The organism is Cognaticolwellia aestuarii, from assembly GCF_002000025.1.
In the GTDB taxonomy this organism is placed as follows: domain Bacteria; phylum Pseudomonadota; class Gammaproteobacteria; order Enterobacterales; family Alteromonadaceae; genus Cognaticolwellia; species Cognaticolwellia aestuarii.
The window spans coordinates 356,130-382,033 of the sequence record NZ_MUZV01000004.1; the positions used below are offsets into that span (position 1 = coordinate 356,130).

27 protein-coding genes are annotated in these 25,904 nt (G+C 39.5%); 14 read left to right on the plus strand and 13 right to left on the minus strand.

Translation table 11 applies throughout. From position 1 onward, the window contains the following. Positions 1-12: 12 nt before the first annotated feature. The 6 genes from surA to B0169_RS08570 all read left to right on the plus strand — a co-directional run bounded on the left by surA (position 13) and on the right by B0169_RS08570 (position 6,540). Entirely contained in the window at positions 13-1,314 is a 1,302-nt protein-coding gene (surA, locus tag B0169_RS08545; RefSeq protein WP_077285531.1) for a peptidylprolyl isomerase SurA, read from the plus strand. Beyond that, positions 1,311-2,303, plus strand: a complete 993-nt coding sequence (gene pdxA / locus B0169_RS08550; protein ID WP_158077069.1) for a 4-hydroxythreonine-4-phosphate dehydrogenase PdxA — start codon at positions 1,311-1,313, stop codon at positions 2,301-2,303. The genes surA and pdxA overlap by 4 nt, the downstream gene beginning before the upstream one ends. Positions 2,304-2,320: 17 nt before the next feature. Next, complete coding sequence (rsmA, locus tag B0169_RS08555) at positions 2,321-3,142, plus strand: 16S rRNA (adenine(1518)-N(6)/adenine(1519)-N(6))-dimethyltransferase RsmA (RefSeq protein WP_077285533.1); 822 nt, start codon at positions 2,321-2,323, stop codon at positions 3,140-3,142. Beyond that, positions 3,135-3,527, plus strand: a complete 393-nt coding sequence (apaG, locus tag B0169_RS08560) for a Co2+/Mg2+ efflux protein ApaG (protein ID WP_077285534.1) — start codon at positions 3,135-3,137, stop codon at positions 3,525-3,527. The genes rsmA and apaG overlap by 8 nt, the downstream gene beginning before the upstream one ends. A gap of 9 nt (positions 3,528-3,536) precedes the next feature. After that, a complete protein-coding gene (locus tag B0169_RS08565) occupies positions 3,537-4,355 on the plus strand; it encodes a symmetrical bis(5'-nucleosyl)-tetraphosphatase (RefSeq protein WP_077285535.1) in 819 nt (272 codons plus the stop codon). Positions 4,356-4,521: 166 nt separating this feature from the next. Beyond that, positions 4,522-6,540, plus strand: a complete 2,019-nt coding sequence (locus B0169_RS08570) for a methyl-accepting chemotaxis protein (protein WP_077285536.1) — start codon at positions 4,522-4,524, stop codon at positions 6,538-6,540. 120 nt (positions 6,541-6,660) lie between these two features. Here B0169_RS08570 and folA read toward each other — a convergent pair whose 3' ends face one another. The 4 genes from folA to rplU all read right to left on the minus strand — a co-directional run bounded on the left by folA (position 6,661) and on the right by rplU (position 9,396). Beyond that, positions 6,661-7,149, minus strand: a complete 489-nt coding sequence (folA, locus tag B0169_RS08575) for a type 3 dihydrofolate reductase (RefSeq protein ID WP_077285537.1) — start codon at positions 7,147-7,149, stop codon at positions 6,661-6,663. Positions 7,150-7,276: 127 nt separating this feature from the next. Then, positions 7,277-8,437 (minus strand): Obg family GTPase CgtA, encoded by a 1,161-nt coding sequence (gene cgtA, locus B0169_RS08580; protein WP_077285538.1) that lies wholly within the window; start codon positions 8,435-8,437, stop codon positions 7,277-7,279. Positions 8,438-8,810: 373 nt separating this feature from the next. After that, the gene (gene rpmA, locus B0169_RS08585; RefSeq protein WP_077285539.1) at positions 8,811-9,068 is read right to left on the minus strand and encodes a 50S ribosomal protein L27; all 258 of its coding nucleotides are present in this window, start codon (positions 9,066-9,068) and stop codon (positions 8,811-8,813) included. Between the two features lie 16 nt (positions 9,069-9,084). Continuing rightward, on the minus strand, positions 9,085-9,396 hold the full coding sequence (rplU, locus tag B0169_RS08590) for a 50S ribosomal protein L21 (protein ID WP_077285540.1): 312 nt from the start codon (positions 9,394-9,396) through the stop codon (positions 9,085-9,087). Positions 9,397-9,637: 241 nt separating this feature from the next. Between rplU and ispB the strand changes: the two genes are divergently transcribed. Both ispB and B0169_RS08600 read left to right on the plus strand, forming a co-directional pair. Next, entirely contained in the window at positions 9,638-10,609 is a 972-nt protein-coding gene (gene ispB / locus B0169_RS08595) for an octaprenyl diphosphate synthase (RefSeq protein ID WP_077285541.1), read from the plus strand. Positions 10,610-10,779: 170 nt separating this feature from the next. After that, positions 10,780-11,871, plus strand: a complete 1,092-nt coding sequence (locus B0169_RS08600) for an aldose epimerase family protein (protein WP_077285542.1) — start codon at positions 10,780-10,782, stop codon at positions 11,869-11,871. A gap of 113 nt (positions 11,872-11,984) precedes the next feature. On the opposite strand, the gene B0169_RS19625 is transcribed toward B0169_RS08600, so the two are convergent. From B0169_RS19625 to B0169_RS08630, 7 genes are all read right to left on the minus strand, one after another. Beyond that, the gene (locus tag B0169_RS19625; protein WP_268875714.1) at positions 11,985-12,116 is read right to left on the minus strand and encodes a hypothetical protein; all 132 of its coding nucleotides are present in this window, start codon (positions 12,114-12,116) and stop codon (positions 11,985-11,987) included. Between the two features lie 19 nt (positions 12,117-12,135). Continuing rightward, positions 12,136-12,456 (minus strand): helix-turn-helix domain-containing protein, encoded by a 321-nt coding sequence (locus tag B0169_RS08605; RefSeq protein WP_077285543.1) that lies wholly within the window; start codon positions 12,454-12,456, stop codon positions 12,136-12,138. 25 nt (positions 12,457-12,481) lie between these two features. Next, positions 12,482-12,916, minus strand: a complete 435-nt coding sequence (locus tag B0169_RS08610) for a hypothetical protein (RefSeq protein WP_077285544.1) — start codon at positions 12,914-12,916, stop codon at positions 12,482-12,484. Between the two features lie 220 nt (positions 12,917-13,136). Beyond that, a complete protein-coding gene (argR, locus tag B0169_RS08615; protein WP_077285545.1) occupies positions 13,137-13,619 on the minus strand; it encodes a transcriptional regulator ArgR in 483 nt (160 codons plus the stop codon). Positions 13,620-13,702: 83 nt separating this feature from the next. Further along, positions 13,703-14,809, minus strand: coding sequence for an ACP S-malonyltransferase (locus B0169_RS08620; protein WP_235838521.1), 1,107 nt, complete (start codon positions 14,807-14,809; stop codon positions 13,703-13,705). After that, positions 14,806-17,010, minus strand: coding sequence for a dehydrogenase E1 component subunit alpha/beta (locus B0169_RS08625; protein WP_077285546.1), 2,205 nt, complete (start codon positions 17,008-17,010; stop codon positions 14,806-14,808). The genes B0169_RS08620 and B0169_RS08625 overlap by 4 nt, the downstream gene beginning before the upstream one ends. Before the next feature lie 117 nt (positions 17,011-17,127). Next, positions 17,128-18,321, minus strand: a complete 1,194-nt coding sequence (locus B0169_RS08630; RefSeq protein WP_077285547.1) for an acyl-CoA dehydrogenase — start codon at positions 18,319-18,321, stop codon at positions 17,128-17,130. A gap of 129 nt (positions 18,322-18,450) precedes the next feature. On the opposite strand from B0169_RS08630, the gene B0169_RS08635 reads away from it, so the two are divergent. From B0169_RS08635 to B0169_RS08660, 6 genes are all read left to right on the plus strand, one after another. After that, positions 18,451-19,281 carry a LysR family transcriptional regulator gene (locus B0169_RS08635; RefSeq protein WP_077285548.1) on the plus strand — a complete coding sequence of 277 codons (831 nt, stop codon included), beginning with the start codon at positions 18,451-18,453 and terminating at the stop codon, positions 19,279-19,281. A gap of 179 nt (positions 19,282-19,460) precedes the next feature. Further along, entirely contained in the window at positions 19,461-20,324 is an 864-nt protein-coding gene (locus tag B0169_RS08640) for a MipA/OmpV family protein (RefSeq protein ID WP_158077067.1), read from the plus strand. Further along, positions 20,314-20,727, plus strand: coding sequence for a DUF3019 domain-containing protein (locus B0169_RS08645; RefSeq protein ID WP_077285550.1), 414 nt, complete (start codon positions 20,314-20,316; stop codon positions 20,725-20,727). The genes B0169_RS08640 and B0169_RS08645 overlap by 11 nt, the downstream gene beginning before the upstream one ends. Positions 20,728-20,737: 10 nt before the next feature. After that, a complete protein-coding gene (locus tag B0169_RS08650) occupies positions 20,738-21,460 on the plus strand; it encodes a response regulator transcription factor (RefSeq protein ID WP_077285551.1) in 723 nt (240 codons plus the stop codon). A 2-nt stretch (positions 21,461-21,462) separates the two neighbouring features. Continuing rightward, positions 21,463-22,836, plus strand: coding sequence for a sensor histidine kinase (locus B0169_RS08655; RefSeq protein WP_077285552.1), 1,374 nt, complete (start codon positions 21,463-21,465; stop codon positions 22,834-22,836). Between the two features lie 207 nt (positions 22,837-23,043). Next, on the plus strand, positions 23,044-24,162 hold the full coding sequence (locus tag B0169_RS08660; RefSeq protein WP_077285553.1) for a phosphotransferase enzyme family protein: 1,119 nt from the start codon (positions 23,044-23,046) through the stop codon (positions 24,160-24,162). Positions 24,163-24,315: 153 nt separating this feature from the next. On the opposite strand, the gene B0169_RS08665 is transcribed toward B0169_RS08660, so the two are convergent. After that, entirely contained in the window at positions 24,316-24,783 is a 468-nt protein-coding gene (locus tag B0169_RS08665; protein ID WP_077285554.1) for a hypothetical protein, read from the minus strand. Positions 24,784-25,254: 471 nt separating this feature from the next. Then, positions 25,255-25,904: transposase (locus B0169_RS19225; protein WP_412842119.1), on the minus strand; the 650-nt coding region annotated here is incomplete at its 5' end.

Genomic DNA, 25,904 nt, shown 5'->3' on the forward strand with positions numbered 1-25,904 from the left:
AATTTACGTTACATGAAAAATTCATTGAAATTATTACTTCTTGGCTCGGTGTTTATTTTTAGCTCTATTTCCCCGGCGAATGCTGCAGAAGTTGAGCTAGACCGAGTAGCTGTCGTTGTTAATAGTGGTGTGGTATTAAAATCTGAAATCGAAGATCTTATCCATTCAATTACTGTACAAGCAAAAAAGAAAAATCAAACTTTACCGTCAGATAGAGCATTACGAACTCAAGTTACTGAAAAGTTAATTAATGATGCGATCATTATGCAACTTGGTGAGCGTATGGGTGTGCAAATTAGTGATGCTCAGCTTGATGAAACCTTAGCAAATATGGCAAAGGACAGTAAACAATCACTTGAAGAGTTCCGTCAAATGCTTGTATCTGATGGTTTAGACTACGAAAAGTATCGCGAGAATATCCGTAAAGAATTGATCTCAGGTGAAGTTCGTCGCGCAAGTTTACGTCGTCGTATTTACATCTCTCCGCAAGAAATCGCTAACTTACTTTCAGTCATGAAAGAACAAACCAATGCTGATATTGAATACCGTTTAGGACATATTCTAATTGAGTTTCCTAGTAACCCTAAACAAAGCGATATAAGTGCCGCTAAAATTCGCGCGGAAAAAGTGCTAGAACTATTAAATAACGGTAGTGACTTTACCAATATTGCCATGACTTCATCAGGTGGCGGTAATGCGCTTGAAGGTGGTGATTTAGGCTGGAAAACTATTAACGAAATGCCAACTTTGTTTTCTGAGTTAGTTGACGGACAAGAAAAAGGCAGTATTTTCGGACCAATTCGTACAGGGCTAGGCTTTAGTATTGTAAAGTTAGTTGATGTTCGTGGTCGTCAAAAAGTTGAAGTGGAAGAAGTGAAAGCGAGTCACATCTTAATTAAACCTTCGATTATATTAAGTGAAGCGAAAGCCAAAGCACTACTAGAAGGCTTTATTGAAAAACTTAATGCTGGCGAAGCAGACTTTGCTGAGCTTGCCAAAGAATACTCTGAAGGTCCTACCTCTGTCCGTGGTGGTGATTTAGGTTGGTCTGAGCCAAGCAAATATGAAGCTTCGTTTGCTGATGCGTTAGCCAGTTTAGATATTGATGAAATTCATCAGCCATTTCGCACATCGTTTGGCTGGCATATTGCTAAACTTACTGGCCGCAGAACATTAGATGCTACTGAACAAATGAATGAAAACCGTGTTTATCAGCTACTTTACAATCGAAAATTCAGCATGGAAGGTGCGCGTTGGATCAAAGAAATGCGTGATGAAGCCTATATAGAAATACTCGATACGGAAAAAGAATAGTGTTAACAAGAATTGCTATAACACCAGGTGAACCTGCAGGTGTAGGCCCAGATCTGATGATACGAATAGCTCAACAAGATTGGCCTACGCAGATTGTTGCTGTTGCCTCTCCTGAGCTATTGAGCGAAAGAGCGAAACGATTAAATTTACCGCTCAATATTAAGCTGTACAATCCAGATGATAAAGCTACCGCACACCAAGCAGGCACACTAATTGTTTTACCTGTAGCCTTAGAAGACACTTGCGAGCCAGGTGTTCTTAACGCTAACAATGGCCATTATGTCGTTGAAACTTTACGTATTGCCAGTGAAAAAAACATCTCTGGTGAGTTTGATGCTGTAGTTACTGGCCCGGTTCATAAAGGCTTAATCAATCAAGCCGGTATCGCGTTTAGCGGTCATACCGAGTACTTTGCTAATCAAGCCAATTGCTCTGACGTTGTGATGATGTTAGCAACAGAAGGCTTAAGAGTAGCGCTAGTAACAACGCATATTCCTTTAGCCTATGTATCTAAAGCGATTACCCATGAACGACTGCAAAAAGTAACCCGGATATTAAATCAAGATCTGATCAATAAATTTGGCATTCCTAAGCCCAAAATTTACGTGTGTGGAATAAATCCACATGCAGGCGAAGACGGACATTTAGGGCGAGAAGAAATTGATGTAATGATCCCTGCTTTAGATGAGTTACGTGCAGAAGGTATGAACCTTATTGGTCCTTTACCTGCTGATACTATTTTTCAAGCCAAATACCTTGATGATGCCGACGCTATTTTAAGCATGTTTCACGACCAAGGTTTACCCGTACTTAAATTCAAAGGTTTCGGCGCTTCAGTCAACATTACCTTAGGACTTCCCTTTATTAGAACATCGGTTGATCACGGTACCGCCTTAGACTTAGCCGGTACTGACAAAGCAGATGTTGGTAGTTTTAATGAAGCCATAAACGCGGCAATAGCCTTAGCTAACAATCAAGCACAAGATTAATTCGAGCAATAAAAACTATGAGTAAAAACTCCCATTTAGGCCATCAGGCGAAGAAGCGTTTTGGACAAAATTTCCTGCATAATGACGCCATCATTAGCAATATTGTTGACGCTATCAATCCAGAGCCTAATGAAAATTTAATTGAAATTGGCCCTGGCTTAGGAGCACTTACTGAGCCGGTAGTCGAACGCGCAGGTCAGCTTAGCGTAGTCGAGCTAGATAGAGACCTAGCACATAGATTACGTCATCACCCATTTTTAGCACCTAAATTAACTATCTATGAAGAAGATGCATTAAAGTTTGATTTTGGGCAACTAGCCAGTGATGAGAAACCATTACGTATTTTTGGCAATTTACCTTATAACATTTCAACCCCGCTTATCTTTCATTTACTGACTTTTAAAGACAAAGTAAAAGATATGCACTTTATGCTGCAAAAAGAAGTAGTGGAACGTATGGCATCAGGTGAAAACTGTAAGGCTTATGGCCGTTTATCAATCATGACACAATATCAATGTCAGGTTATTCCTGTCATGGAAATAGGACCTGAGGCTTTTAAGCCTGCACCTAAGGTTGATTCAGCTATTGTTCGATTGATCCCGCATAAAACGATTAAAAATCCAGTTAAAGACATTAATTCATTAAACAAAGTTTGTTTAGCTGCCTTTAACCAACGCCGAAAAACAATCCGCAATAGCTTTAAAAAGCTAATTTCAGCTGAACAATTAACTGAATTAGGCATTGACCCTGGACTTCGTCCTGAGAATTTAACCTTAGCTGACTTTGTCATGCTGGCAAACTTTGTCACCGACAACCCAATTGAAGCTAACGATGAGTAATGAAAATCACCTACTAGCTACTGAAATTTCAGTAGCAGTTGTCAGCCAATATATTACTCAGCAATCTGTTGACGGTGAACAGCAATTTGTTTTTAGTTACACCATTACAATCAGTAATAACAGCATCAACACAGTGCAACTTTTAAATCGCTATTGGTTGATCACTGATGCCAATGGCGACACTAGTGAGGTATCTGGCGAAGGGGTTATTGGTCAACAACCTTTCATCAAAGCTAGTGAGAGCTTTACTTATACCAGTGGTTGCCTATTAAAATCGCCATTAGGTTATATGCAGGGACATTATCAAATGCAGGTAAACTCAGAGCAATTAGTTGACGTAGATATACCTGTATTTCGCTTAGCAAAACCCAATATATTAAACTAACGAACATTTATGGCTGTTTATTTTGTCGGTGATATACAAGGCTGCTACAGCGAATTAGATGCGCTGCTAAGCCAAGTTGCTTTTTCTTGTCAACATGATCAACTTTATGTTGCGGGCGACTTAGTTGCTAGAGGCCCTAATTCACTTGAAACATTACGCTTTATTAGCTCATTAGGTAGCAGTGCTAAAGTCGTGCTCGGCAATCACGACTTACACCTACTTGCCGTATATCACGGCATCAAACAAGTGAAAGCGCAAGATAAGCTATCGGCATTATTGGCTGCTCCTGATGTTGCTCAATTAATGGATTGGTTAGTTCAGCAACCATTAATTCAAAAGTTACCTCACGAAGAAACCTATATGAGTCACGCGGGGCTCTCACCGCAATGGACCCCTCAACAAGCGGTAATAAATGCAGACCTAGCGCAACAACATTTAATGTCTTCAGATGCAAAGTATTGGTTGCATCATATGTATGCAGAGCAGCCAATAAATTGGCAAGATGCCGATGATGAAATTGCTCGCTTTAGGTTTACCATCAACTCGTTAACGCGTATGCGGTATTGCCACTCTGATGGAAGTTTGGATTTTAGTTGTAAAGAAAGTCCCCAAAATGCACCTAAAACATTATCTCCTTGGTTCGAATTCAAGCATATTAGCGAAACGACTCAGTGGATATTTGGCCATTGGGCGGCATTAATGGGCTGTTGCCAGCCTAAAAATATACATGCACTTGATACTGGTTGCGTTTGGGGGCAACATTTAACAATATTAAGGTGGCATGATAAAAAGTTATTTACCGAACAGTCACATAAAAAGTTAAGATAACGTATGACTTTGGTTTCAAAAGTGTGTCAGCTTGTTATACTAGCAACAAGACTTATTTGCATTCCTTAGTAGTCTGATAATAATTAATGATTACCCACACTAATAATAGAAGCTATTATTAGTCATGTAATCAACAAACGATTTAATTTATATATTGGTGGGATCTATGAAATTAACAGTAGCAATGAAAATAATTGGTGGTTTTACCATTATTTCACTTTTACTCTTTGTAACCAGCGCAATATCATGGAATAGTTTAAATACTATTGGCGATGCTACAAAACAGCAGAACGAGCTTGCGATACCGACACTAAAAGGTAGTAACAAGCTAGCTAACGATCTAACCGGTATTGGCAACTTAACACTTCGTGCCTACTACCAAACAACTCTTGAGCCATTAGCAGAAAACAAAGCAGCTTTTGATGCAAGTAAAAGTGACTTTAGAACACAACTAAAAAAGCTAAAAAGCATCGTACAAGAAGAAGCTAGCTTAATTGCTAATTTACGCAAAGTTGATCCAGTTTATGAAAGCTTAGAAAGCGAAATTGACAGTGTCATTAGTAGTCGTAAATTTGCCATTGAACAGCATCTAACGCTAATTGAGAAAATAGATTTCATTGAAGAAAAAGCAGATGACACGGCAACTTTATTATTAGATCTGGCCGATCATGACCTTGCTGACACTAAACTACAACGTGCCGTAAATTTAGCTGAACGTTTAGAAACATTGCTTAATAGCATGGTAAGTTCATCGTTTGAATACCGTGAAATTGCTGATCAACAATCTGCTGAATTAGTCACCAGTGAAATTGAAAATTCATTTAATGATATTGAAAAGTCAATTAATGACGTAGTGAATGAATTAAAAAATCAAGGTGTCGCCGACATTGCTGACGAACTTATGGATAGCTTTAAGGCATTACAAAATTACATCACCGGCAGTGAAAAAATATTTACCAATAAAAATAATCAACTCAATGCTATTGCTGCAGCAACCGCAAGTTTAGCATTAGCAGAAAATGGTATCAGCAACGCTAATGCCATACTCGAAAAGCAAGTTGATTTAGCCAATAGTACAACAATCACTACTGGAGCTTTAGTTAAAGAGTCAGTATCTGATGGCACACGCAATACTTTTCTTATTACCTTAGTCTCTATTGCATTAGCGATAATTATTGCTTGGATCACATTAACCAGTATTACACGCCCATTACGTCGCGTGAATGAAATGCTAAATGTGGTTGCTTCTGGCGACTTATCTCGTAAGTTAGATGAAAGTGGTAATGATGAATTCGCACAACTTTCTCGTAATTGTAATTTATTAATTGATAGTCTTAGAAGCTTAATTCAAGGCATTGTCAGTCGCTCAACCCAGCTGGCAACAGCAGCAGAGCAAATGTCAGCGGTAACTGCACAAAGCACCACCGCCATAGAAGAGCAACGCAATCAAGTTGAACAAGCGGCTTCTGCAACAACAGAAATGAGCCAAACATCTCAAACAGTACTATCTAGCGTTAATGATGCTTTAGGTGGTATTAAGTTAGCTGATGATGAAGCTGAACGCATCAAAACTATCTCGAAAAACAACTTAGGTACCATCAGACTACTAGCAAACGAAGTTGAATCAGCATCTCAAGTTATTAATAAACTTCAAAGTGATAGTGCATCAATTGGTAGTATTTTGGATGTAATTAGAAGCATTGCTGACCAAACTAACTTATTAGCATTAAACGCCGCGATTGAAGCAGCACGTGCCGGTGAACATGGTCGAGGCTTTGCGGTTGTTGCTGATGAGGTAAGAACACTAGCGAGCAGAACGCAAGAGTCAACCCAAGAAATTCAAAACATGATTGAAGTACTGCAAGCCGGTGCTGAAGAAGCCGTATCTGTAATGGATACCGGTAAACAGCAAACAACAACATGTGTTGAACAAAGCATTGAATCAGAGAAAGCACTCGAGTCAGTTACCGAAGCTGTACACGATATATACGATCGTAGTTCACAAATAGCGACAGCCGCTGAAGAACAAAGTGCGGTAGCTCACGAAATAAGTGAAAATCTAGAGTCTATTGTAGCCATTGCAGAACAAACCACTGCAGGCTCACAACAAACAGCTGAATCAAGTAGTGAAGTAGCCCGTTTAGCTGATGAATTACAACAATCAGTACAAGAGTTTAAACTTTAGTTTACCAGTCATCAAAAGACATAAAAAAGAGCGCTTAAGCGCTCTTTTTTCATATAGGCTATATCAAATTTAAGTCTGACTTTTAGCTTACTTGTGTATCATAGTAGCGCAAGGGGCTAATTAAGCTTTCTCGTAAACCGAAAAATCTAAGCTATATTGGTTTTTTTCATCACTCGCCTGCACATGGCTAGTAACCTTCTTCCAAACATTCAAATCATATTCCGGAAAGTATGTATCGCCATCGATATCTGCATCTATATGAGTAATATAAAGCCGCTGTGCTGAGGCTAAGCAATGTTGATAAATTGCTCCTCCACCAATCACCATGACTTCTTCAACGTGACTAACCAAAGCTAATGCGGCATCAACAGAGCCAACAACATCAACCCCGTCGGCTTGATAGTTATTATCACGTGAAATCACTATATTTTGTCGGCCCGGTAATGGTCGGCCAATAGACTCAAAAGTTTTTCGCCCCATAATAATCGGCTTGCCTAAAGTCGTTTTTTTGAAATACGCTAAATCAGCCGGTAAGTGCCAAGGCATGTCATTATCTTTACCAATAACACGGTTATTGGCATGCGCCACTATCATTGAAAGAATAGTCATAAGGTATATTTATCTGAACATATTGCTAAATTTGAAAATATTATACGTTATTACAGACAACAAAAAAGGTGCAATTGCCTGACTACAAGTGCACCTTTAACGGTTTATTTATATTATTAGCAAAAAGTTATTTACGATACTCAACTTCAACATCGTATTCATCTTCATCCCAATCATCATCATCAAGATCATCTGCTAAATCAGCCATTGCATCTTCGTGGTAAGTATCCCACTTAAATTCAACTTCTTTACCATCAATAGGCGCTTCTTCTTGCTCTGGAGGTAAAGCTTCAATAAAGCTCATAACACCTTGGCATAAGTCTTCAGTGCCCGTACGGTTATATGCAGAAATAGTGCGAACTTCACCTTCCCAGCCTAAGCCTTCTATAATACGATCAGTGATTTCTTTCGCTTCTTCTTCAAGTAATAAGTCAACCTTGTTGAAGACTAACCAGCGTGGCTTTCCTGCTAGTGCTGAAGAGTGTGTTTCAAGTTCACCAATAATAGTTTTAGCATTCTCTAGCGGATCAGAGCCATCAACAGGCATAACGTCAACAACATGCAATAGGATACGACAGCGCTCTAAATGCTTAAGAAATTGAGTACCTAAACCTGCGCCATCAGCAGCGCCTTCGATCAAACCTGGAATATCAGCAATAACAAAGCTACGTTGAGAGTCTAAACGCACCACACCTAAGTTAGGTACCAAGGTAGTAAACGGGTAATCAGCTACTTTAGGTTTAGCCGCTGAAACACTGCGAATTAAGGTTGATTTTCCGGCATTTGGCAAGCCCAATAAGCCAACATCTGCAAGTAGTAATAACTCAAGCTTCAAGTTACGGATTTCACCTGGTGTACCATCAGTTTTTTGGCGTGGCGCGCGGTTAGTACTACTTTTAAAACGTGTATTACCTAAGCCATGCCAGCCACCTTTAGCAACTAATAACTTTTGTTCGTGCTGTGTTAAGTCACCTAACTGTTCACCAGTATCAACATCGATAGCTCGTGTACCAACAGGCACTTTTAAGTACAGATCGTCAGATCCTTTACCGGTACAATCACGAGAGCGACCATTTTCGCCACGTTTTGCACGATGAAAGCGTTCAAACCGGTAATCGATTAACGTGTTCCAACTTTCATCAGCAATTAAATACACGTCGCCGCCATCACCGCCATCACCGCCGTTTGGGCCACCGAACTCAATATACTTTTCTTTACGAAAACTAACGCAACCATTGCCGCCATCGCCGGCTTCTACGCGAATTTCTACTTCATCTACGAATTTCATGGTGTTTTAAAACACTCCAAACTTTATTTTCTGCTACGTATTATAAATGATTTATTTCAATTAGGTTTGAACAATGTCATTTTTTATACAATTTAGTCGTTTATATATCACTTAGCGAGAACTAACCCGTTTGAACTTAGCAAAGAATAAGACCCGCATCATTGATAAACCGGCCTATTATATACGTAGGATAAATAGCCAAACTCAAAGCATTTAATTAACTAGCGGTGCTAATTATTCAATAACAAGGTTGTTGGGAATTTACACCAATAGAAATGTTCAATTGGTTAGTGGAATTGGTATAAGAATATACCTAAATCCTCTGCAAAAAAAAACCCTGCGTAATAGCAGGGTTTTATAAGTTTGCGTATTACTACTCAGCGATAATGCTTACAAACTTGCGGTTTTTAGGACCTTTTACTTCAAATTGTACTTTACCGTCTGATAAAGCAAATAAAGTGTGGTCTTTACCGATACCCATGTTGTCACCAGCGTGGAAACGAGTACCACGTTGACGAACAATGATGTTACCTGCTAGAACAGCTTCGCCACCAAAGCGTTTAACACCTAGGCGTTTAGCTTCTGAATCACGACCGTTACGTGTACTACCTGCAGCTTTCTTATGTGCCATTGTAAATCGCTCCTAATTAGCCGTTGATGCCAGTAATTTTCACTTCAGTGAACCATTGACGATGGCCCGCTTCTTTACGTGAATGCTTACGACGTTTAAATTTAACAATTTTAACTTTGTCAGCGCGACCTTGGTTTACAACCTCAGCCACAACTTTACCACCAGCAATGTAAGGCGCGCCTACATTGATGCTCTCGCCATCGGCGATCATTAAAACGTTTTCGAATTCTACTGCAGCACCAATTTCAAGTTCAATCTTCTCTAAACGAACTGTTTGGCCTTCAGTTACACGATGCTGTTTACCACCGCTTTGGAATACCGCGTACATAGCTACTCCGTACTGCGTCATCATCTATGGACGACGCTTAAATTTAAAATTATAGGGCGCGAATTCTACGCGAAGAAATCGGCGAGGGCAAGTATAAAAGCAATGATTTATTATTATTTTTATCTATCTGGAAACTTCTCGCTTGGAAAACTTCTATCGTCATGAATTTCGTGTAAAATTAGTCTGTGAAATCGCAAGTATTCTAACACTAAAGTCCATTTAAGGTAACTCGTTACGCTTTATGAATATCAAAAATATCCAAACCTTAGCTCAACAAGACATGACGGCAGTCAACGATCTTATCTTTTCTAAACTTCATTCTGACGTTGCCCTGATAAATCAATTAGGCGTATACATTGTTAATGGCGGCGGCAAGCGCATGCGGCCACTACTGACCGTACTTGCTGCTCGCGCAATAGGTTACCAAGGCTCTGAACACTTACAACTTGCTGCAATCGTTGAGTTTATTCATACCTCAACACTTTTGCATGATGATGTTGTTGATGAATCTAATATGCGCCGTGGCCGCGAAACCGCTAATGCCATGTTCGGTAACAGCGCGAGTGTTCTCGTTGGTGATTTTTTATATTCACGTTCATTTCAAATGATGAGCGAGCTCAATAACTTAAGAATCATGGACATTTTATCTGATGCAACAAACATTATTGCTGAAGGTGAAGTATTACAATTAATGAATTGTAATGACCCAGACACCACGGAAGATAGCTATATGCAAGTTATCTACTGTAAAACGGCAAAGCTATTTGAAGCAGCAACACGACTTGCCGCCGTTATTGCCAACCAAGACCAAGCAACTGAATTAGCTATGTTGAATTACGGTAAGCATTTAGGTACCGCCTTTCAATTAGTTGATGACATTATGGATTACACCGCTGACGCACAGGAAATGGGAAAGAACGTCGGTGATGACTTAGCTGAAGGTAAGCCAACATTGCCGCTTTTGTATGCCATGGCGCATGGTAATGAGCAGCAAAGAAAAATGATCCGCAGTGCTATTGAAAACGGTGACGGTATGGATCATCTTAATGATATTCTTGCAGCCATGAAGCAAACTGGCTCATTAGTCTACACTCAGAAAAAAGCTGAATTGGAAGCTGACAAAGCAATCAATGCCATTGCTGACTTACCTGAAACTGACTATAAACAAGCTTTGATTTCCTTAGCACATATTGCAGCTAACCGTAGTCACTAAATCTAACAAGCAACAGTGACGCTTTTGGCTCGCTGTTGCTTACCGATTAATGTTAAAATCTAACAGCTAAAACCTAACATGTGTTTATTGCATTCGAATATCACTAGCAAGCCATAGCTATCTTCTATAGATTACTCCCTAACGTATTATATTTATTTGTAGCATAACCCATGACTATCCAGTCCAATATTCATTGCCTTAGTATCAGCCAAAGTGATTTTGGTCGTTTACATAATGGTGAAAATGTACAGCTTTTCACTTTATCTAATACCCAAGGTACTGAAATTAAAATTACCAACTATGGTGGTATTATTGTCGCTCTAAACACTCTCGATAAACACGGTATTTCAGCCGACATTGTGCTGGGATACGATGATATTAGCAGCTACGAAACAGATCCTTATTACCTCGGCGCAATTATTGGTCGTTACGCTGGTCGGATTGACCAAGGGCTATTGTCAATTAATGACCAACAATATCAACTGAGTATTAATAATAACGACAATCAACTTCATGGCGGCATGCAGGCATTAAATAAACAGCTGTGGCAGGCAACAACACAAAGCAAAATAGAGAAAGTCAGCCTGATCCTTCAACATAGCAGTCCAGATGGTGATAATGGCTTTCCAGGTAATGTTGACTTCACCGTAAAATATAGCCTCAATAATGATAATGAATTTACCATTGAATATTTTGCTACAACGGATAAAACCACGGTAATCAACTTAACTCAGCATAGTTACTTTAATTTGGCTGGGCACAATGCTGGCGATGTTTATCAACAGCAAATTCAAATAAATGCTGATCACTTTTTACCTATGGATGAGCGCGTTTACCCGACCGGTGAAATTCGTAACGTTGACAATACCCAGCATGACTTTCGTCAATTAACCGTTATTAATAAACATATTAACAGCGATGATGAGCAAATAACTATTGCCAAAGGTTTTGATAATTATTGGCTAAGTAACCAAAACGCTGTCACTGAAGCAGCATTTACCGCTAAAGCATTTGAGCCAAAATCAGGCCGGCAACTAACCGTTTATAGCGATCAACCTAGCTTAGTATTCTATACCGCTAATTACATTGATGGCAGCCAAGTAGGTAAGGGAGACTTTATTTATCAAAAGCATGGAGCATTTTGTTTTGAGCCGCTTCGCTTAGCCACTCAGCATTCAGGGGCAAATATTAACAACGCCCTACTGCAGCCTGAAACGCCTTTTTATAGTAAAACACGCTGGCTTTTTACTCATAGTGACTAGCGAATTTTGTTAAATAATTTCACTTTTAGCTCTTAACTCTTAGCTATTAACTCTTAGCTATTAACTCTTAGCTATTAACACTAATCATTAAGAGCTGCTGTGGGTATTGTCTACTAACTATATAGCCAGTGGCCTAGTGAGTATGCAATATTAAATAGGCTTGCCAGGCCAGCCAATGTAAGTAATACAGCCATGGCTGACTTCTCTGCTGCATTTAATGTTAACCACCATTTTTTAAACATCATTATCATTTCCCTTTAATCTTTAAAGCTCGATTAACATCATTAAATACATTAAAGATGCGCCAATAACAGTGCCTGTCGCTGTCGCCAATATCAATAATTGCTTCTGACTTAACCGAGTCACTTGTTCAATAACTTCTACGGGTTCAACCTCAACAAGCAGTGTGTTTTTATCAATATTAAAAACGGCCGCTAAGCTCATTAGTGTTTCATTTGATGCATTACCATAGCGCTCTACACGTTGCACGGTTCGTAAACTTATGTCGCATGCATCAGCTAAGTGTTGTTGTGTCCACAACTGCTCAGTTCGTAATTCTTTTACCTTTGAGGCATTAATTTCCATGGTTTGTAGCTCCTATTAACATCGACTACTCGCCAAAAAACTTAAAAATAAGATGCACAGATATATATCCAGAAAAGCCACCCACAAAGAATAAAAGTAACATTTTCCACCATGATTTTGAGGTTATTTGATATTTATTCTTCAGTGCCTTTTTCAAGGTTTTAAAATGCACGCCATTTTTAATTAATGTGCAATGTAGCTCTCCCCGCAACATATCAACCATGTTAAATTCAACTTCATACCGGTCACCTTCAACCGTAAAATCTAGTATTGACTTACGTGAATAAGAGCGCTTTTCTGCCACAATATTACCATCAAATGATACCGTTTCTTTGCCGGTCCATGCCGAGCCAAAAACATTAATTAAGCGGCCATCATCATTAAAGTCGAACGTGAAACCATCGCTGTAATTTACACTCGCTATTGCTTCACTCTCTGTAGCTAAATTATTATTTTCCATATTTATTTCCTTGCTATTACTTACTTATTTAGAGTGAAGCTATTTAAACAAAACTCACTTTCCATTACGGCGTCAGATAAGTGACAGTACCCCTAAATGTCATATGACAGTGACTGTCATACAAGTTAATACATTGTTATTATTATATATTTAAAAAAACAAAAAAGGGTAAACATAAAATGTTTACCCTTTTTTTATCGTAAGTTGGTCTCAAAAAAACTTAATTTTGTACTGACACACCTAGTAATAAACTAATGTCATGGGTTATTTCATCAATTCTATTCACATCCGTAGGCGCAATAAATATCGTATCATCGCCTGCAAGCGTTCCCAGAATTCCCGTAGACTCACCTAAGCTATCTAGCATTCTTGATATTAATGGCGCACCACCAATACCTGTTTTTAAAATGATCTGCATATTATTATGCTTAACACTAATAACAACCGATTGAATTGCTTGTTTTGATTTTGGTACTGCCAACTCATCAGGAAGAATGTATACCACCTGTTCGCTGGCATTACGCATTTTCACTGCGCCCAGTTTCGATAATAAGCGTGATATTTTCGCTTGTGACATGTTTTTAAAGCCTTGCAAGGCTAGTGCAGTCGCTAACTGACTTTGTGAACCATAACACTGCTCTTTCAATAGAGCTTTAAATGCTAAAATTAGTTCTGCTTCATTTTTTTTACGGCTTGTGGTCATTATTTAGCTCAAAACGGGAACACCTTAGCTCTATTGTATAAAATAAAAAAAATTTCAGCCATTTTTTATTTTAACGAGTAAACTTACCCAACAACTTGTCGACGTTGCTCAGTCAACCCCATCGCTAAAATAAACGGTTCTTGCTTTTGTAGTGCAATAAAATCAGCCTTAGTTTGTAAGTTTAACCATTGATGCGAAATTAAGCTTTGTGCTACTGCACCACCTAATGTAGCACCGGGGCCTAAAATAATTAACTTATCAGGTGCAAACTCTTTAATTGCAACTTCAACCGCTTTAGAAAAGTTATAAGGCTCGACAACTTGGCTATCAAGTGTGTAGTTATATAATTGCTCAACATCACAACTATACGGCTGCCATACTTTTCCTAAACCATCAATTAATGGTAATACCGGGGTGGTAAACATATCTGCTGACATCTGCGACATTGCTCGCGCAGAAACATCTTTCAATAACGGTGTATGAAAAGCAGCGTGGTTAAACAAGTTCATTGGGTACCTGTCTTGCACTAGTGGCAGTAATTTCTCTAGCGCTTTTAAGCCAAGCTTATTGCCACCAAAAACAATATAACCACCTAAATTAATCGAGACATAAACTTCACAGCCATCTTGCTGATTAGCTTGGGCCAACCAGTGCATAACTTGTTGCTGCTTTTCGCGATCAATTTGCCAATCGTCATTAATAATAGGATAAATCATCTGACCACCGACTAAACCATCAGTCATCATAGAGCCCATAGTATTAATTAACGCTATTGCTTGCCTCGGCGCTAAAGCGCCAGCAACAGCCAAGGCAATATACCAGCCCATAGAGTTACCGGTTACTGCTACAATATCAAACTCGTCTTTATTAATAGCTTGATAGTCAGCTAGCGCACAGGCATAAATCAACGCGGAAGCGTTTTCACCCGCGGTATGCACACGCATACTATAATTGTCCATGCTATCGAGCTCAGACACTTTCACTTGCCCTTGGTTGTCTCGGTAATCATCAATAAGAGAAATTATTTCGGTTTTATCACTATGTAAACGCTGTAAATACCCTAGCTCTTCTTTGTTGTACGTACCACGACCTGGGCAAATAACCACAGCGCGTTGCTTAGCCTTATTGATAGCCTTATTTTCAGTCTTATTTACCGTTGTATTTACTGCTGTATTGCTTGATGAACTCATTGGCATATCTCCTTCGCAGCAGCAATAATATTTTCCACCGACGGCAATACTTCATAAGCCGCAGCACCTAGTGGAATAAAGCTATCGCTCGCCGTAACACGCTTTATTTTCCCTTGTCGACTTGCTTGTTCATGAATTAAGGTCACCAGTGCTTCACTAATTGACCCCGTTTGACGACACTCATCAACAATTAATACATGCTCGCAAGCATTCACTTGTGCCAAAATGCCTTGTTCATCAAGCGGTGCTAACCAACGTAAGTCCACTACCCGAGCATCAATGCCTTGTTGTGCTAATTTATATTGCGCTTGGCGAGATAAATAATTGCCATTACCGTAAGTTAATATACATAACTGCTTGCCTGAGCCTGCAACTTTAACGCCTAAATCTAGTTCAGCACTTTGTAACGCCGGCCATTGATACTCATGCGTCCATAAACCGTCACCTTCTTGGTGTAGATCTTTGGTCATATATAAAGCAATAGGCTCTAAAAACACTACCATGCGTTGCTGCTCTTGAGCTAAACGTACGCTCGTTCGCATCATTTCAACGGCATCAGCACCATTCGATGGACAGGCAATAATAAGGCCTGGAATATCACGAAACACGGCAAACGAATTATCATTATGAAAATGACCACCAAAACCCTTTTGATAAGCTAAACCAGCAATGCGGATCACCATAGGGTTAGTAAATTGGCCATTAGAGAAAAATGGTAATGTCGCCGCTTCACCGCGAATTTGATCTTCCGCGTTATGAACATAAGCCAGAAATTGAATTTCGGGTATGGGTAAAAATCCATTATGAGCTAAACCAATAGCGGTACCCAAAATGGTTTGTTCATCAAGTAAGGTATTAATCACTCTGTTTTTACCAAAGCGCTGACATAGCTTAGCGGTAACGTTATAAACACCGCCTTTTTTACCAATATCTTCACCACACATCACAATATTTGGATACTCAGCCATTAAGTCCATCAGTGCCCAATTGATCAGTTTGGCTAAATGCTGTTTTTTAGTAAGGTTATGCTTTTCATGTTTAAAAATTTCTGCACGTTTTTCTTCGCTCACTGCGATAGAGCTACGGGCTTGGCTCAGGCTAGGAACAATACTCGCCATAACGGCATCAGCAGAGGTCAATTTTTCTTTACTGGCAGCATTATCGGCAATAACCGCAATTCGTTGTTCAATATGCTGATAAATTTCAATTAAAGCTTCTGATGTTAAAATATTATTTTCTAGAATAATACGCGCAGTATGCAATAGCGGATCCTGAAATTCGGTGGCACTTATATCAGCGAGATCTCGATACACAAACTCAGCATCAGAGCCCGCATGCCCCAGTAAACGTACCGTACGAACATGCAAGAATACTGGCTTGCGCATTTCACGTGCAATACGCTCCGCTTCTTTTGCTGTTTTATAGGTATCTAAAATATTTAAACCGTCGCAATAAAGATAAGTTAACCCAGCTCTATTTTTATAATTGGCAGCAATCCAGCCTTCAGGTGTCGAGGTTGAAATACCAATACCGTTATCCTCGCAAACAAAAACAATCGGCATAGGTATCGACTGATAAGCGGCCCAAGCCGTGCTGTTTATCGCTCCTTGTGTCGTCGAATGGTTTGATGAAGCATCGCCAAAATTACAAATAATCACCCCGTCACTGGGAATTTCACCTTGATGAGCTAAGCGTTGTGCTAACGGAATACTGTAAGCAGCGCCCATTGCTTTGGGTAAATGTGAGGCGATAGTACTGGTTTGTGGCGGTATAGATAGGGCTTTGCTGCCCAACACTTTATGACGTCCGCCAGAAATAGGGTCATCTTTTGAGGCGGCAAATGACAACAACATGTCATACAACGAAGTTTGCCCCGGCACTTGTTTACCACGTTGAATAACAAAAGCACCGCTACGATAATGTAAAAACGCCATATCTGTGGCACGAAATGCCTTAGCATAAGCCGCATTACCCTCATGGCCTGAGCTACCTATGGTATAAAAGCTTTGTCCTTTTTTTTGCATCACACGTGACTGCAAATCAAGGTGACGGCTCATCACTTGCGTTTCAAATAAATCAATAACATCGGTCGCCGACAAGCCAACATCTGTTGGCGTCAAATTAATAGCTGACTCAGGTAAAGTACGTTCACGAACAAAATTGATAAAATTTTCTTTCACCAATTGATTACGATCAGACATTATAGCTCCACGGGATATTTTTACTATTACTGTGGTTAAGAAATAACGTTGCTAGGCAGTTTATACCTAGCAAACAGGCAGAAAAAAAGGCGTATACAAAACGCCTTTTTATTTAACTTAGAAGAAGGCTTGCAAGCCTGTTTGCGCTCTACCAAGAATTAACGCATGAATATCATGTGTGCCTTCATAAGTATTAACCGCTTCAAGGTTCATCATATGGCGAATCACATGAAACTCATCAGCAATACCATTACCGCCATGCATATCACGAGCAATACGTGCAATTTCTAACGCTTTTCCACATGAATTGCGTTTGATCAGTGATATCGCTTCTGTCGCCAATTGGTCAGCATCCATTAAACGTCCTACTTGTAAACACGCAAATAACCCTGTGGTAATATCTGTTTGCATATCTGCCAGTTTTTTCTGTACTAATTGCGTTGCGGCTAATGGCCGACCAAACTGCTCACGATCTAAGGTATATTGACGAGCTGCATGCCAGCAAAACTCAGCAGCACCTAATGCCCCCCAAGCAATGCCATAGCGCGCTTTATTCAAACAACCAAAAGGCCCCGATAAACCTTTTACATTTGGTAAAATATTTTCAGCTGGAACAAAAACGTTGTCCATGACAATTTCACCGGTAATTGAGGCACGTAATGAAAATTTACCTTCAATTTTTGGCGCGCTTAATCCTGTCATATCTTTTTCTAAAACAAAGCCGCGAATAACACCATCAAGCTTGGCCCAAACCACAAAAATGTCAGCAACCGGTGAATTAGTGATCCACATTTTATTACCCGTTATACGGAAACCGCCTTCAACAGCCTTAGCATGAGTTGACATGCTGGCAGGATCAGAGCCTGAATTAGGCTCCGTCAGGCCAAAGCAACCTATGTATTCACCGCTAGCTAATTTTGGTAAATACTTCATACGCTGCTCTTCGCTACCGTAGGCATAAATGGGGTGCATAACCAGTGATGATTGCACACTCATCGCACTTCGATAACCACTGTCAACACGTTCAACTTCACGGGCAATTAAGCCATAAGTAACGTAATTAACACCTGCGCAGCCGTATTTTTCAGGTAAAGTAGCGCCTAACAAACCTAACTCACCCAACTCTCGCATAATTTCAACATCAAACACTTCATTGCGATTCGCCTCTAAAACACGCGGCATAAGTTTTTCCTGACAGTACTGATGGGCGCTGTCGCGGATCATTCTTTCTTCTTCTGACAATAAAGAATCAAATAAAAGAGGATCTTGCCATTTAAACGACGGACGGTTTGCACTGCTTGAATTAGACATGAAATTACCTGTTATTAGCTTGTGAAAATGAAAGTGCAAAAATAATAAGCAAATATCAGCCAAAGTTAAAATATTCTTTTTCTTTATCTGCTATAGTTTAAAGCTATAGGCAAACAAATAAAGATAGCTATGGATCTAAAATCACTCAATTATTTTATTTCAGTATACGAACTTAAAAGCTTCAGTGCGGCAGCAAAAGCCTGTTTTATTGCCCAACCTTCCATTTCATCAGCAATAGCACAATTAGAGCAACAACTTAATGTTCAGCTGTTTATTCGCCATGCTCGCGGGGTAACACCTTCAGAACAAGGCGAAAAGCTATTTCCATTAGCTAAACAACTCCTCGGTCAAGCGGGTGCGATAAAAAGCGTTTTTTCAGAAAAAACCAGTAAGCAGCCATTTAATTTAGGGGTTACCCGTGGCTTAGGTGTTGAGCGCATGAGTTTATTACTAAAAGACTTCACTGCGGCAAAGCCTTTTGTCGAGCTTACCTTAGTGCCACATACCGAAAAAGTAGATGCTCGCATCATTTTAAAAGACGAACTAAACGAGCAGGAGCAATATATCGACATGTGGCAAGAGGACTACTTACTGGCGCTGCCTTATGATCACATATTAGCATTTAGCGATAGCATTTCTTTAGAACAACTTGACGGCCTCCCCTTTATTCAACGAACACCTTGCAGTGCTTGGAGTAATCTACAAGACACTTTAGCGTTAGCTGGGATCAGCCTTGACGTGCGAGCAAAAATTACCACCATCGACTATGCTCTGGGCTTGGTTCATGCAGGATTAGGCTGTGCATTTTTACCTGCACACAGCGAAATTGTAAAACAAAGTGATGTGGTTTTTCGGCCAATCACCGGTTTACAGTTAACCCGAGAAATTGTTTTAGCCTATTCTGAATCATCAAAAACCATTAATAGTTTAAAACGTTTAGCGCGTAAACATGCGAATTAAACGCAGTCGACTTACCTGGCAACTTGTCTAAAATATTAGTTATTTGCTTACACTTTTTAAACACTTTATCAGTTATTAGCTATGCCGTAATAACCTGACATTTGTTAACATAATACTTCAAAATAATAACAAGAATAAAACTATGACGACTGCTCCAAAAAAATATCTAAGGTCTCATGATGCAAGCTAAATACCTCTCAATACTTCTGGTGATATTACTATCAATCAGTACTTTTTCTACTGTTGCTAATGAAAAAATTCCCGCAAATGAAACAACGGTATTTAACGAAACCTTTAGCTGGCAAGCAATGGCAAATATATCTGCTATTTATAATCCGTCTTTACTTAAAGGCCAAGATCAAGAAGATCCTTTTGATTACCTTGGTGTTTCCTTATTGCTTGATGTTTATTACAAAGGCTTTTTCATTCAATCTAACCACCGTCGTGCTTCAGGGTTACTGCAAGGCGCAGAGCTAGGTTATCAACTGATCGTTACTCCAGAATGGGAGTTTGATCTTATCAGTAAAACCTATATTTCAAGCTATAGCCCAAAAGATATTATTGAAAATGCTAATCGAGATATTCCCACACTAAACAACCTTGCAGAGCGTTCCTCTGCTGAAGGTGTCGGCATCCGTTACTCAAGATATCACCGAAACGCAGTATTTTCCGTCGACTTTGCTACTTTGGCTCCTTTAAGTGATGCTAATGGCTGGGTTGTCGACGTATTCTATAGCTATGTATTGCCTTATCGTAATTGGGATATTTATGTCAATGCAGGTTATACCCACTACTCTGAAAAAGTCATGAATTACTATTACGGTGTTAATTCAAAAGAAGCCACGCGCGCGCGCCCTTTTCATGAGTCCGATGCTGGGCATCGTCTACAGCTTGAGCTATTTGCTCAACACCCCATTTCTGAAAAATGGTCGTTTTCTGGCGGTATAAGCCATAGTTATTACTCAAAAAGTACCATAGAAAGTCCATTGGTTGACACTCAACATATCACTCAAGTTATGCTAGGAGTGATATATGTCTTCTAAGTGGGGCATAGCTGTGGTGCTAATTATCTCCGCTTTTTGCACAACTGTTCAGGCTGCAACCGCAGATAATTCAGCCACAATTGAAGTGACTAGCGGGCTGTCTGCCATACCAACAAAATGCATCACATTAACACAAGGACGACAGTGTTTTGCTACTGTAACATTACGTTGGCAAGCGCCAGTAAAAGGTAATTATTGTATCTATCAGGTTGGGAAAAACAAAGCGCTAGACTGTTGGTATAATCAACAGAAAAACACCACCACTTTTGAGTTTGAATCCAGTAAAACAGTGCAATATAAACTCGTTGCTTATGACCAAGAGCAAACAATAGCTTACACCCATATCGAAGTCAGCTGGGTCCACAAAGCTTCCCCAAGAAAACGTCGCTGGCGTTTGTTTTAAGAGAATGATTATGAATGATGAGGCACAACGAATTTTATTAGTTGAAGACGACCTAACACTCGGCGATTGGGTAAGTGAATATCTTACCGAGCAAGGTTTTACGGTCATGCATTGCACACGTGGCGATGAAGTATTAGCTTGCTTAGAAACGTTTTCTGCCGACTTAGTATTACTTGATGTGATGTTACCGGGTTTAAATGGCATTGAAGTTTGTCGTCAAATCAGACAAAAAATGCCAACGCCGATAATTATGTTAACGGCACGCGCTGATGAGTTTGACGAAGTCATCGGTTTAGAAGCCGGTGCAAACGACTATGTGATCAAGCCAGTACGTCCACGTGCTTTACTCGCTCGTATTTCTGGCGCGTTAAAACAAAGTACGGTTACCGTTGAGGCTTCTTCTGATATCCAACACGGTGAGCTAGTCATTAACATTGAGGCAAATCGAGTCACTTACCAAGGTAAAGAAATTGAGCTTTCAACCAGCCTATTCGCCTTTTTATGCTTTTTGGCTCGCCATGCCGGTGAAGTTGTCGATCGTGACACGGTATTTAAAGCATTAAAGAATAGAGAGTATGACGGTCAAGACCGTCGATTTGATGTCATGCTATCAACCTTGCGTAAAATATTTAATGATGATCCGCAAAAACCTCAAAAATTTAAAACAGTTTGGGGTAAAGGTTACCTATTTGTTGCTGATGCATGGTGTGATAAAAAAGAGCAAAGCAGTTAACTATGCGTCGCTTATATATCAGTATTATTCTAACGGTAATTGGCTCACTTTTTATTATTACTTGGGGGCTCGACAAAATTGTTGCCAAGCAAGAGTCTGAACAAGTTCCAGATGAATATGCAATTTATCACCAATTAATTGAAGGCTTTGATCAGCAATTATCTGCCACTAGTAGCAGGAATTTAGTGGCTTTTAGTCAAGAATTGAGCCAAGCCTATCAAATAACCTTGCAACTCGATAAAAGCGAAAACATTGCTTTACCCAATGAACTCAGCCAGCAATTAACACAAACAGGCGGCTTATTATTAGCCTCAGAAACTCACCCTTATTTGTTAAAGAAACTATCCCAACACCCTGATTATATTATTCAGTTGTCGTTACCCGAAATTGAGCTTGAAAATCAAAACATTAATATTCTCCTCACCACAATACTGTACTTAGGTGTTTGTATTATTCTACTCGCTTGGCTTTTTCCACTGACTCGTCGGCTGTATTTGCTCACGAACACAGCCGCAAGTATTGGTGAAGGACACTTAAATGCACGTATGCCAACCAGTCGCTTCTCGTATATTAGCTTATTAGAAAGCAGTTTTAATCGCATGGCTGCTCAAATTGAAAAACTAGTAGCTGATAATAAAATTCTTGCTCGCAGCATGTCACATGATATTCGTACCCCAATGTCGTGTTTACGTTTTGGCGTTGAAGCCGCCATAGACACTAAAGACATCACTAAAAAAGATCTTTACCTCGCACGAATGGAAACCGAACTCACCCGCATGGAAGACATGACCACAGCGTTTTTAGAATACGCGGGCATGGAACGACAAGGCTTTCACCTCAAGTATGAGCTTGTCGATATTGATCATTTCTTACATACCATTAACGATGATTTTCAATCGCTGGCCGAACAACATAAGGTTAAGTTAAGCTATCAAGCTAGCCCGGAATTTATCAATCAAAAAGTAACCTTGTCGCTTGATTTTCATTGGTGCTACCGTGCGATTCAAAACCTACTCAGTAACGCTATGCAATATGCGAACAATACCGTCGTTATTTCAGCTTATTGTCAGCATAATTTTTTACATATTAGTGTCGAGGATGACGGTAAAGGTATTCCCGAAGAAAACATCGAAAATATTTTCGCTCCGTTTGTCAAACTCGATGTTGATCGCTCACGTGAGCTTGGGCATTTCGGCTTAGGGCTAGCCATATCCGCAAAAGTCGTTCATTGGCATAATGGCAGTATTCACGCAAGCAACATCTTAACAACCAATGACAAAAGCAGCGTAAAGACAAGCAAACAAGTAAATAAAAACGCAACAATAACCGGAGCTTGCTTTACTATATCGCTACCTTTACAAACAGAGAAAAACTAAGCTAAGTCATTTTATTTAGTAAAGTAAAGGCAGTTTTGTTCGTCATATAATGAACACTTTTTATCTGTTAAACTATGTAAACTATGCCTAAAGCTAACAATAGCATTGGCCAAACTATGATATTCCATAATCTAAATAGCTAGTGTAAGTGTGATACACGTAAGCGCGATAAATACCGCCACTCTATTAACAGTAAACAATGACTCAATGACTTCCAATTTACCTCAAAATATATCTCATAATATACCTCACAATATACTGTCGTTAGTGTTAGCTCAGTATGGTTACAGCCAAGAGCAATGCAAAATAAGTTTACTCGGCAATGGCTTAATTAATCAAACTTATTTGGTTAAATCACATGATAAAACTTTTGTTTTACAATGCCTAAATCAACAGGTATTTAGTGCGCCAGAACAAGTCACTGATAATGTTGACTTGATCAGCGAACACTTACTAAGCCAGTTTAGTAATAAAACATATGCGTTAATGCCTATTTGGCAGTTGCGCGCTCAAAACAATAAAAACCATGTCAATGTACAGGGGCAATATTGGCGCGCCTTACACTACATTGAAGACTGTTACACGCTAGAGTCGATCACCACCCCAGAACAAGCAAGCTTTGTTGGTAATGCCTTTGCACAATTTACCAATGCCTTCGATAATTTTAACAGCCAAAAATTAGCTGAAATAATCCCACAATTTCACCATTTGCCAACGCGGATCACCCAGCTTGATCGCGCAATAAAAACCAGCAAAAATTCTTTATTGCTAAAAGCTAAGAGTAATATTGAGTTTATAAAATCGCAAAAAAACTTCATTGATGAAATTAGCGCTATCACCAAAAATTTACCTCTGCGTGTTACTCATAACGACACTAAAATCAATAACCTACTTTTCAGTAATAAAACCAATAAGCCCATTGCCGTAGTTGATCTAGATACTTGCATGGCAGGTTATCTGATGCATGATTTTGGCGATATGGTACGAAGTTGCTGCGCATCAATTGCCGAAGACAGTGCTGAGTTAGACAAAATGTCGATAAATATTGACATATTAACCGCCCTTACCAAGGCCTATATTGCAGGCTTTAATGGCGCATTAGCAAAAATTGAAATAAACAGTTTATTACTAGGCATAAAGTTAATGCCATTAATGCTCGGCATACGATTTTTAACTGACTTTTTAAATGGCGATCAATACTTTAAAACTCGTTATGCTACACATAATTTAGTCAGGGCAAATAACCAATTACATCTGTATAAATTATTCTGCCAACAAGAAGATCTATTAGCAGAAATTGTGCTATCAACATCATCAACTGATTAAGGTTAGCCAGTTTGGGATGGGTAGCTGGGATGGGGGTAGCTAGGATGGGTGTCCTGTTAATTCCTTAATTCCTCGATACAGGTGGTTGGTTAAACCTTAGCTGACAGGGACTTACACCCTGCAAGATGCATCAAGCTTCGCTTGACCAACGCTCTAATCAGCCGCGCCGCTTTTTGGCGTCGGATGAATTTGCTTGTTAGCCATACTGGCCTCGAGTTTTACTTTTACACCCGACATATAATCTTGGTTGAACCAAAGTAACTTATCTACCGGAAAGTTACTAAAAGTTAACTCTATACCTGACGTCCATAGCACTTTTAAATTTTCAGGCTTGCCGTCCAACCCAAAGAATCCGTTATACTCTTTGCCTGATTTCACATCTACGATGTTAACTCCAGTTTGCCAGTTAGTTGTTGCTCCACAATCCGAATAACCAAGCTTCGCAATTTTTTTACCATTAGGGGAAGCAAATTCAGCTACGTCGGTATATGAGCATAATGATGGGCCTTCAACTCCTAGAGTATCCATCCCATACGCTATGGCCTTAAATCCAAACCATATAAAAAATAGAATAGCGCCAAGATTCCATACTAATTTTTTAACCTTTGCTACAACGTTCATGCAGATCCTTATGTATGGCTAACAGCTTATTATGAGGAAAAAATCCTTCTTTCATAATTTTATGGTAATCAAAACATACCCGATTTATTCACTATCTACAATAAGTTACTAATAAAACATTTCGTTATGCCAAAGACATAAACAAGAATATTTCCTTTTTATTGGATGAAAGCAGGAAACCACATTGCTCTGTATAAACAAACAGTGGAAATTATTGACGTAACAAAATAAATAAGGATAACTATAAAATTATAAGGACACTCATTTTAAATGAAAAAAGTACCTCTACATAACATAAAAACTTAAATTTCATTCAAACGAGAGTATTTTCAACTTAATCTTATCTGATGCCAGATAGTATCATTCAATTGTGTGTAAAAATGTATTTTGAGCCCACGCTTGTAACAGCGTAATGAAAAATACACTGTTTAAAATGAAATACTGTACTGAATTTGCTTAGGCTGCGTGCTTTTACGCAAACAGCTTTTTACAATGACTTAAGTTCTGTCGCCGTTTGAAGTGTTGGTGTTCACAAAAATCAGTTAACGCCGCTTCTCGGCCCACAGCGCCATGAAACTGTGTTCTAAATTCCGTAGTGATAATGAACCAGTGCGCTGCTGATATATTCAAGCGTGTCAGTATTGCGGGTTGGCTTTGCTCGATAAAGCCATGTTTGTCTTCCCGAATACTACGCCCGGTGATATCCATAAGTTGCAGATAGTCTATTAAGTCAAACGGTAAGCCTTTTGGCATATCTTCTCTTGGGTTACCAATAAAAGGTATTAGTGTATTAGGTTGGTTGCTGATGTTGTTTGTTTGACTGTCTTTTGCTTGTTCGCAGCGCAGTTTTACACTGGTGTGGTTTGAATTCTCGGGCGTGTCAGCGATATTGGCGCGAACAGGGTTTAAATCAACATAAGCCATACAAGCCACTAGCGCTGTTTCATCCAACAGTGCTTGGGATTTAAATCGCCCTTCCCAAAACCGGCCTTTGCAATCATCTTCTTGATTCGCCTGACGGGCAACTTTTTCATTGATTTCACGCATAAACCAACTGACGTCAATAAGGCGCTGGCGATATATTTCAGCCGTTACGTTAACCATATCCACTAGTGGCGTAG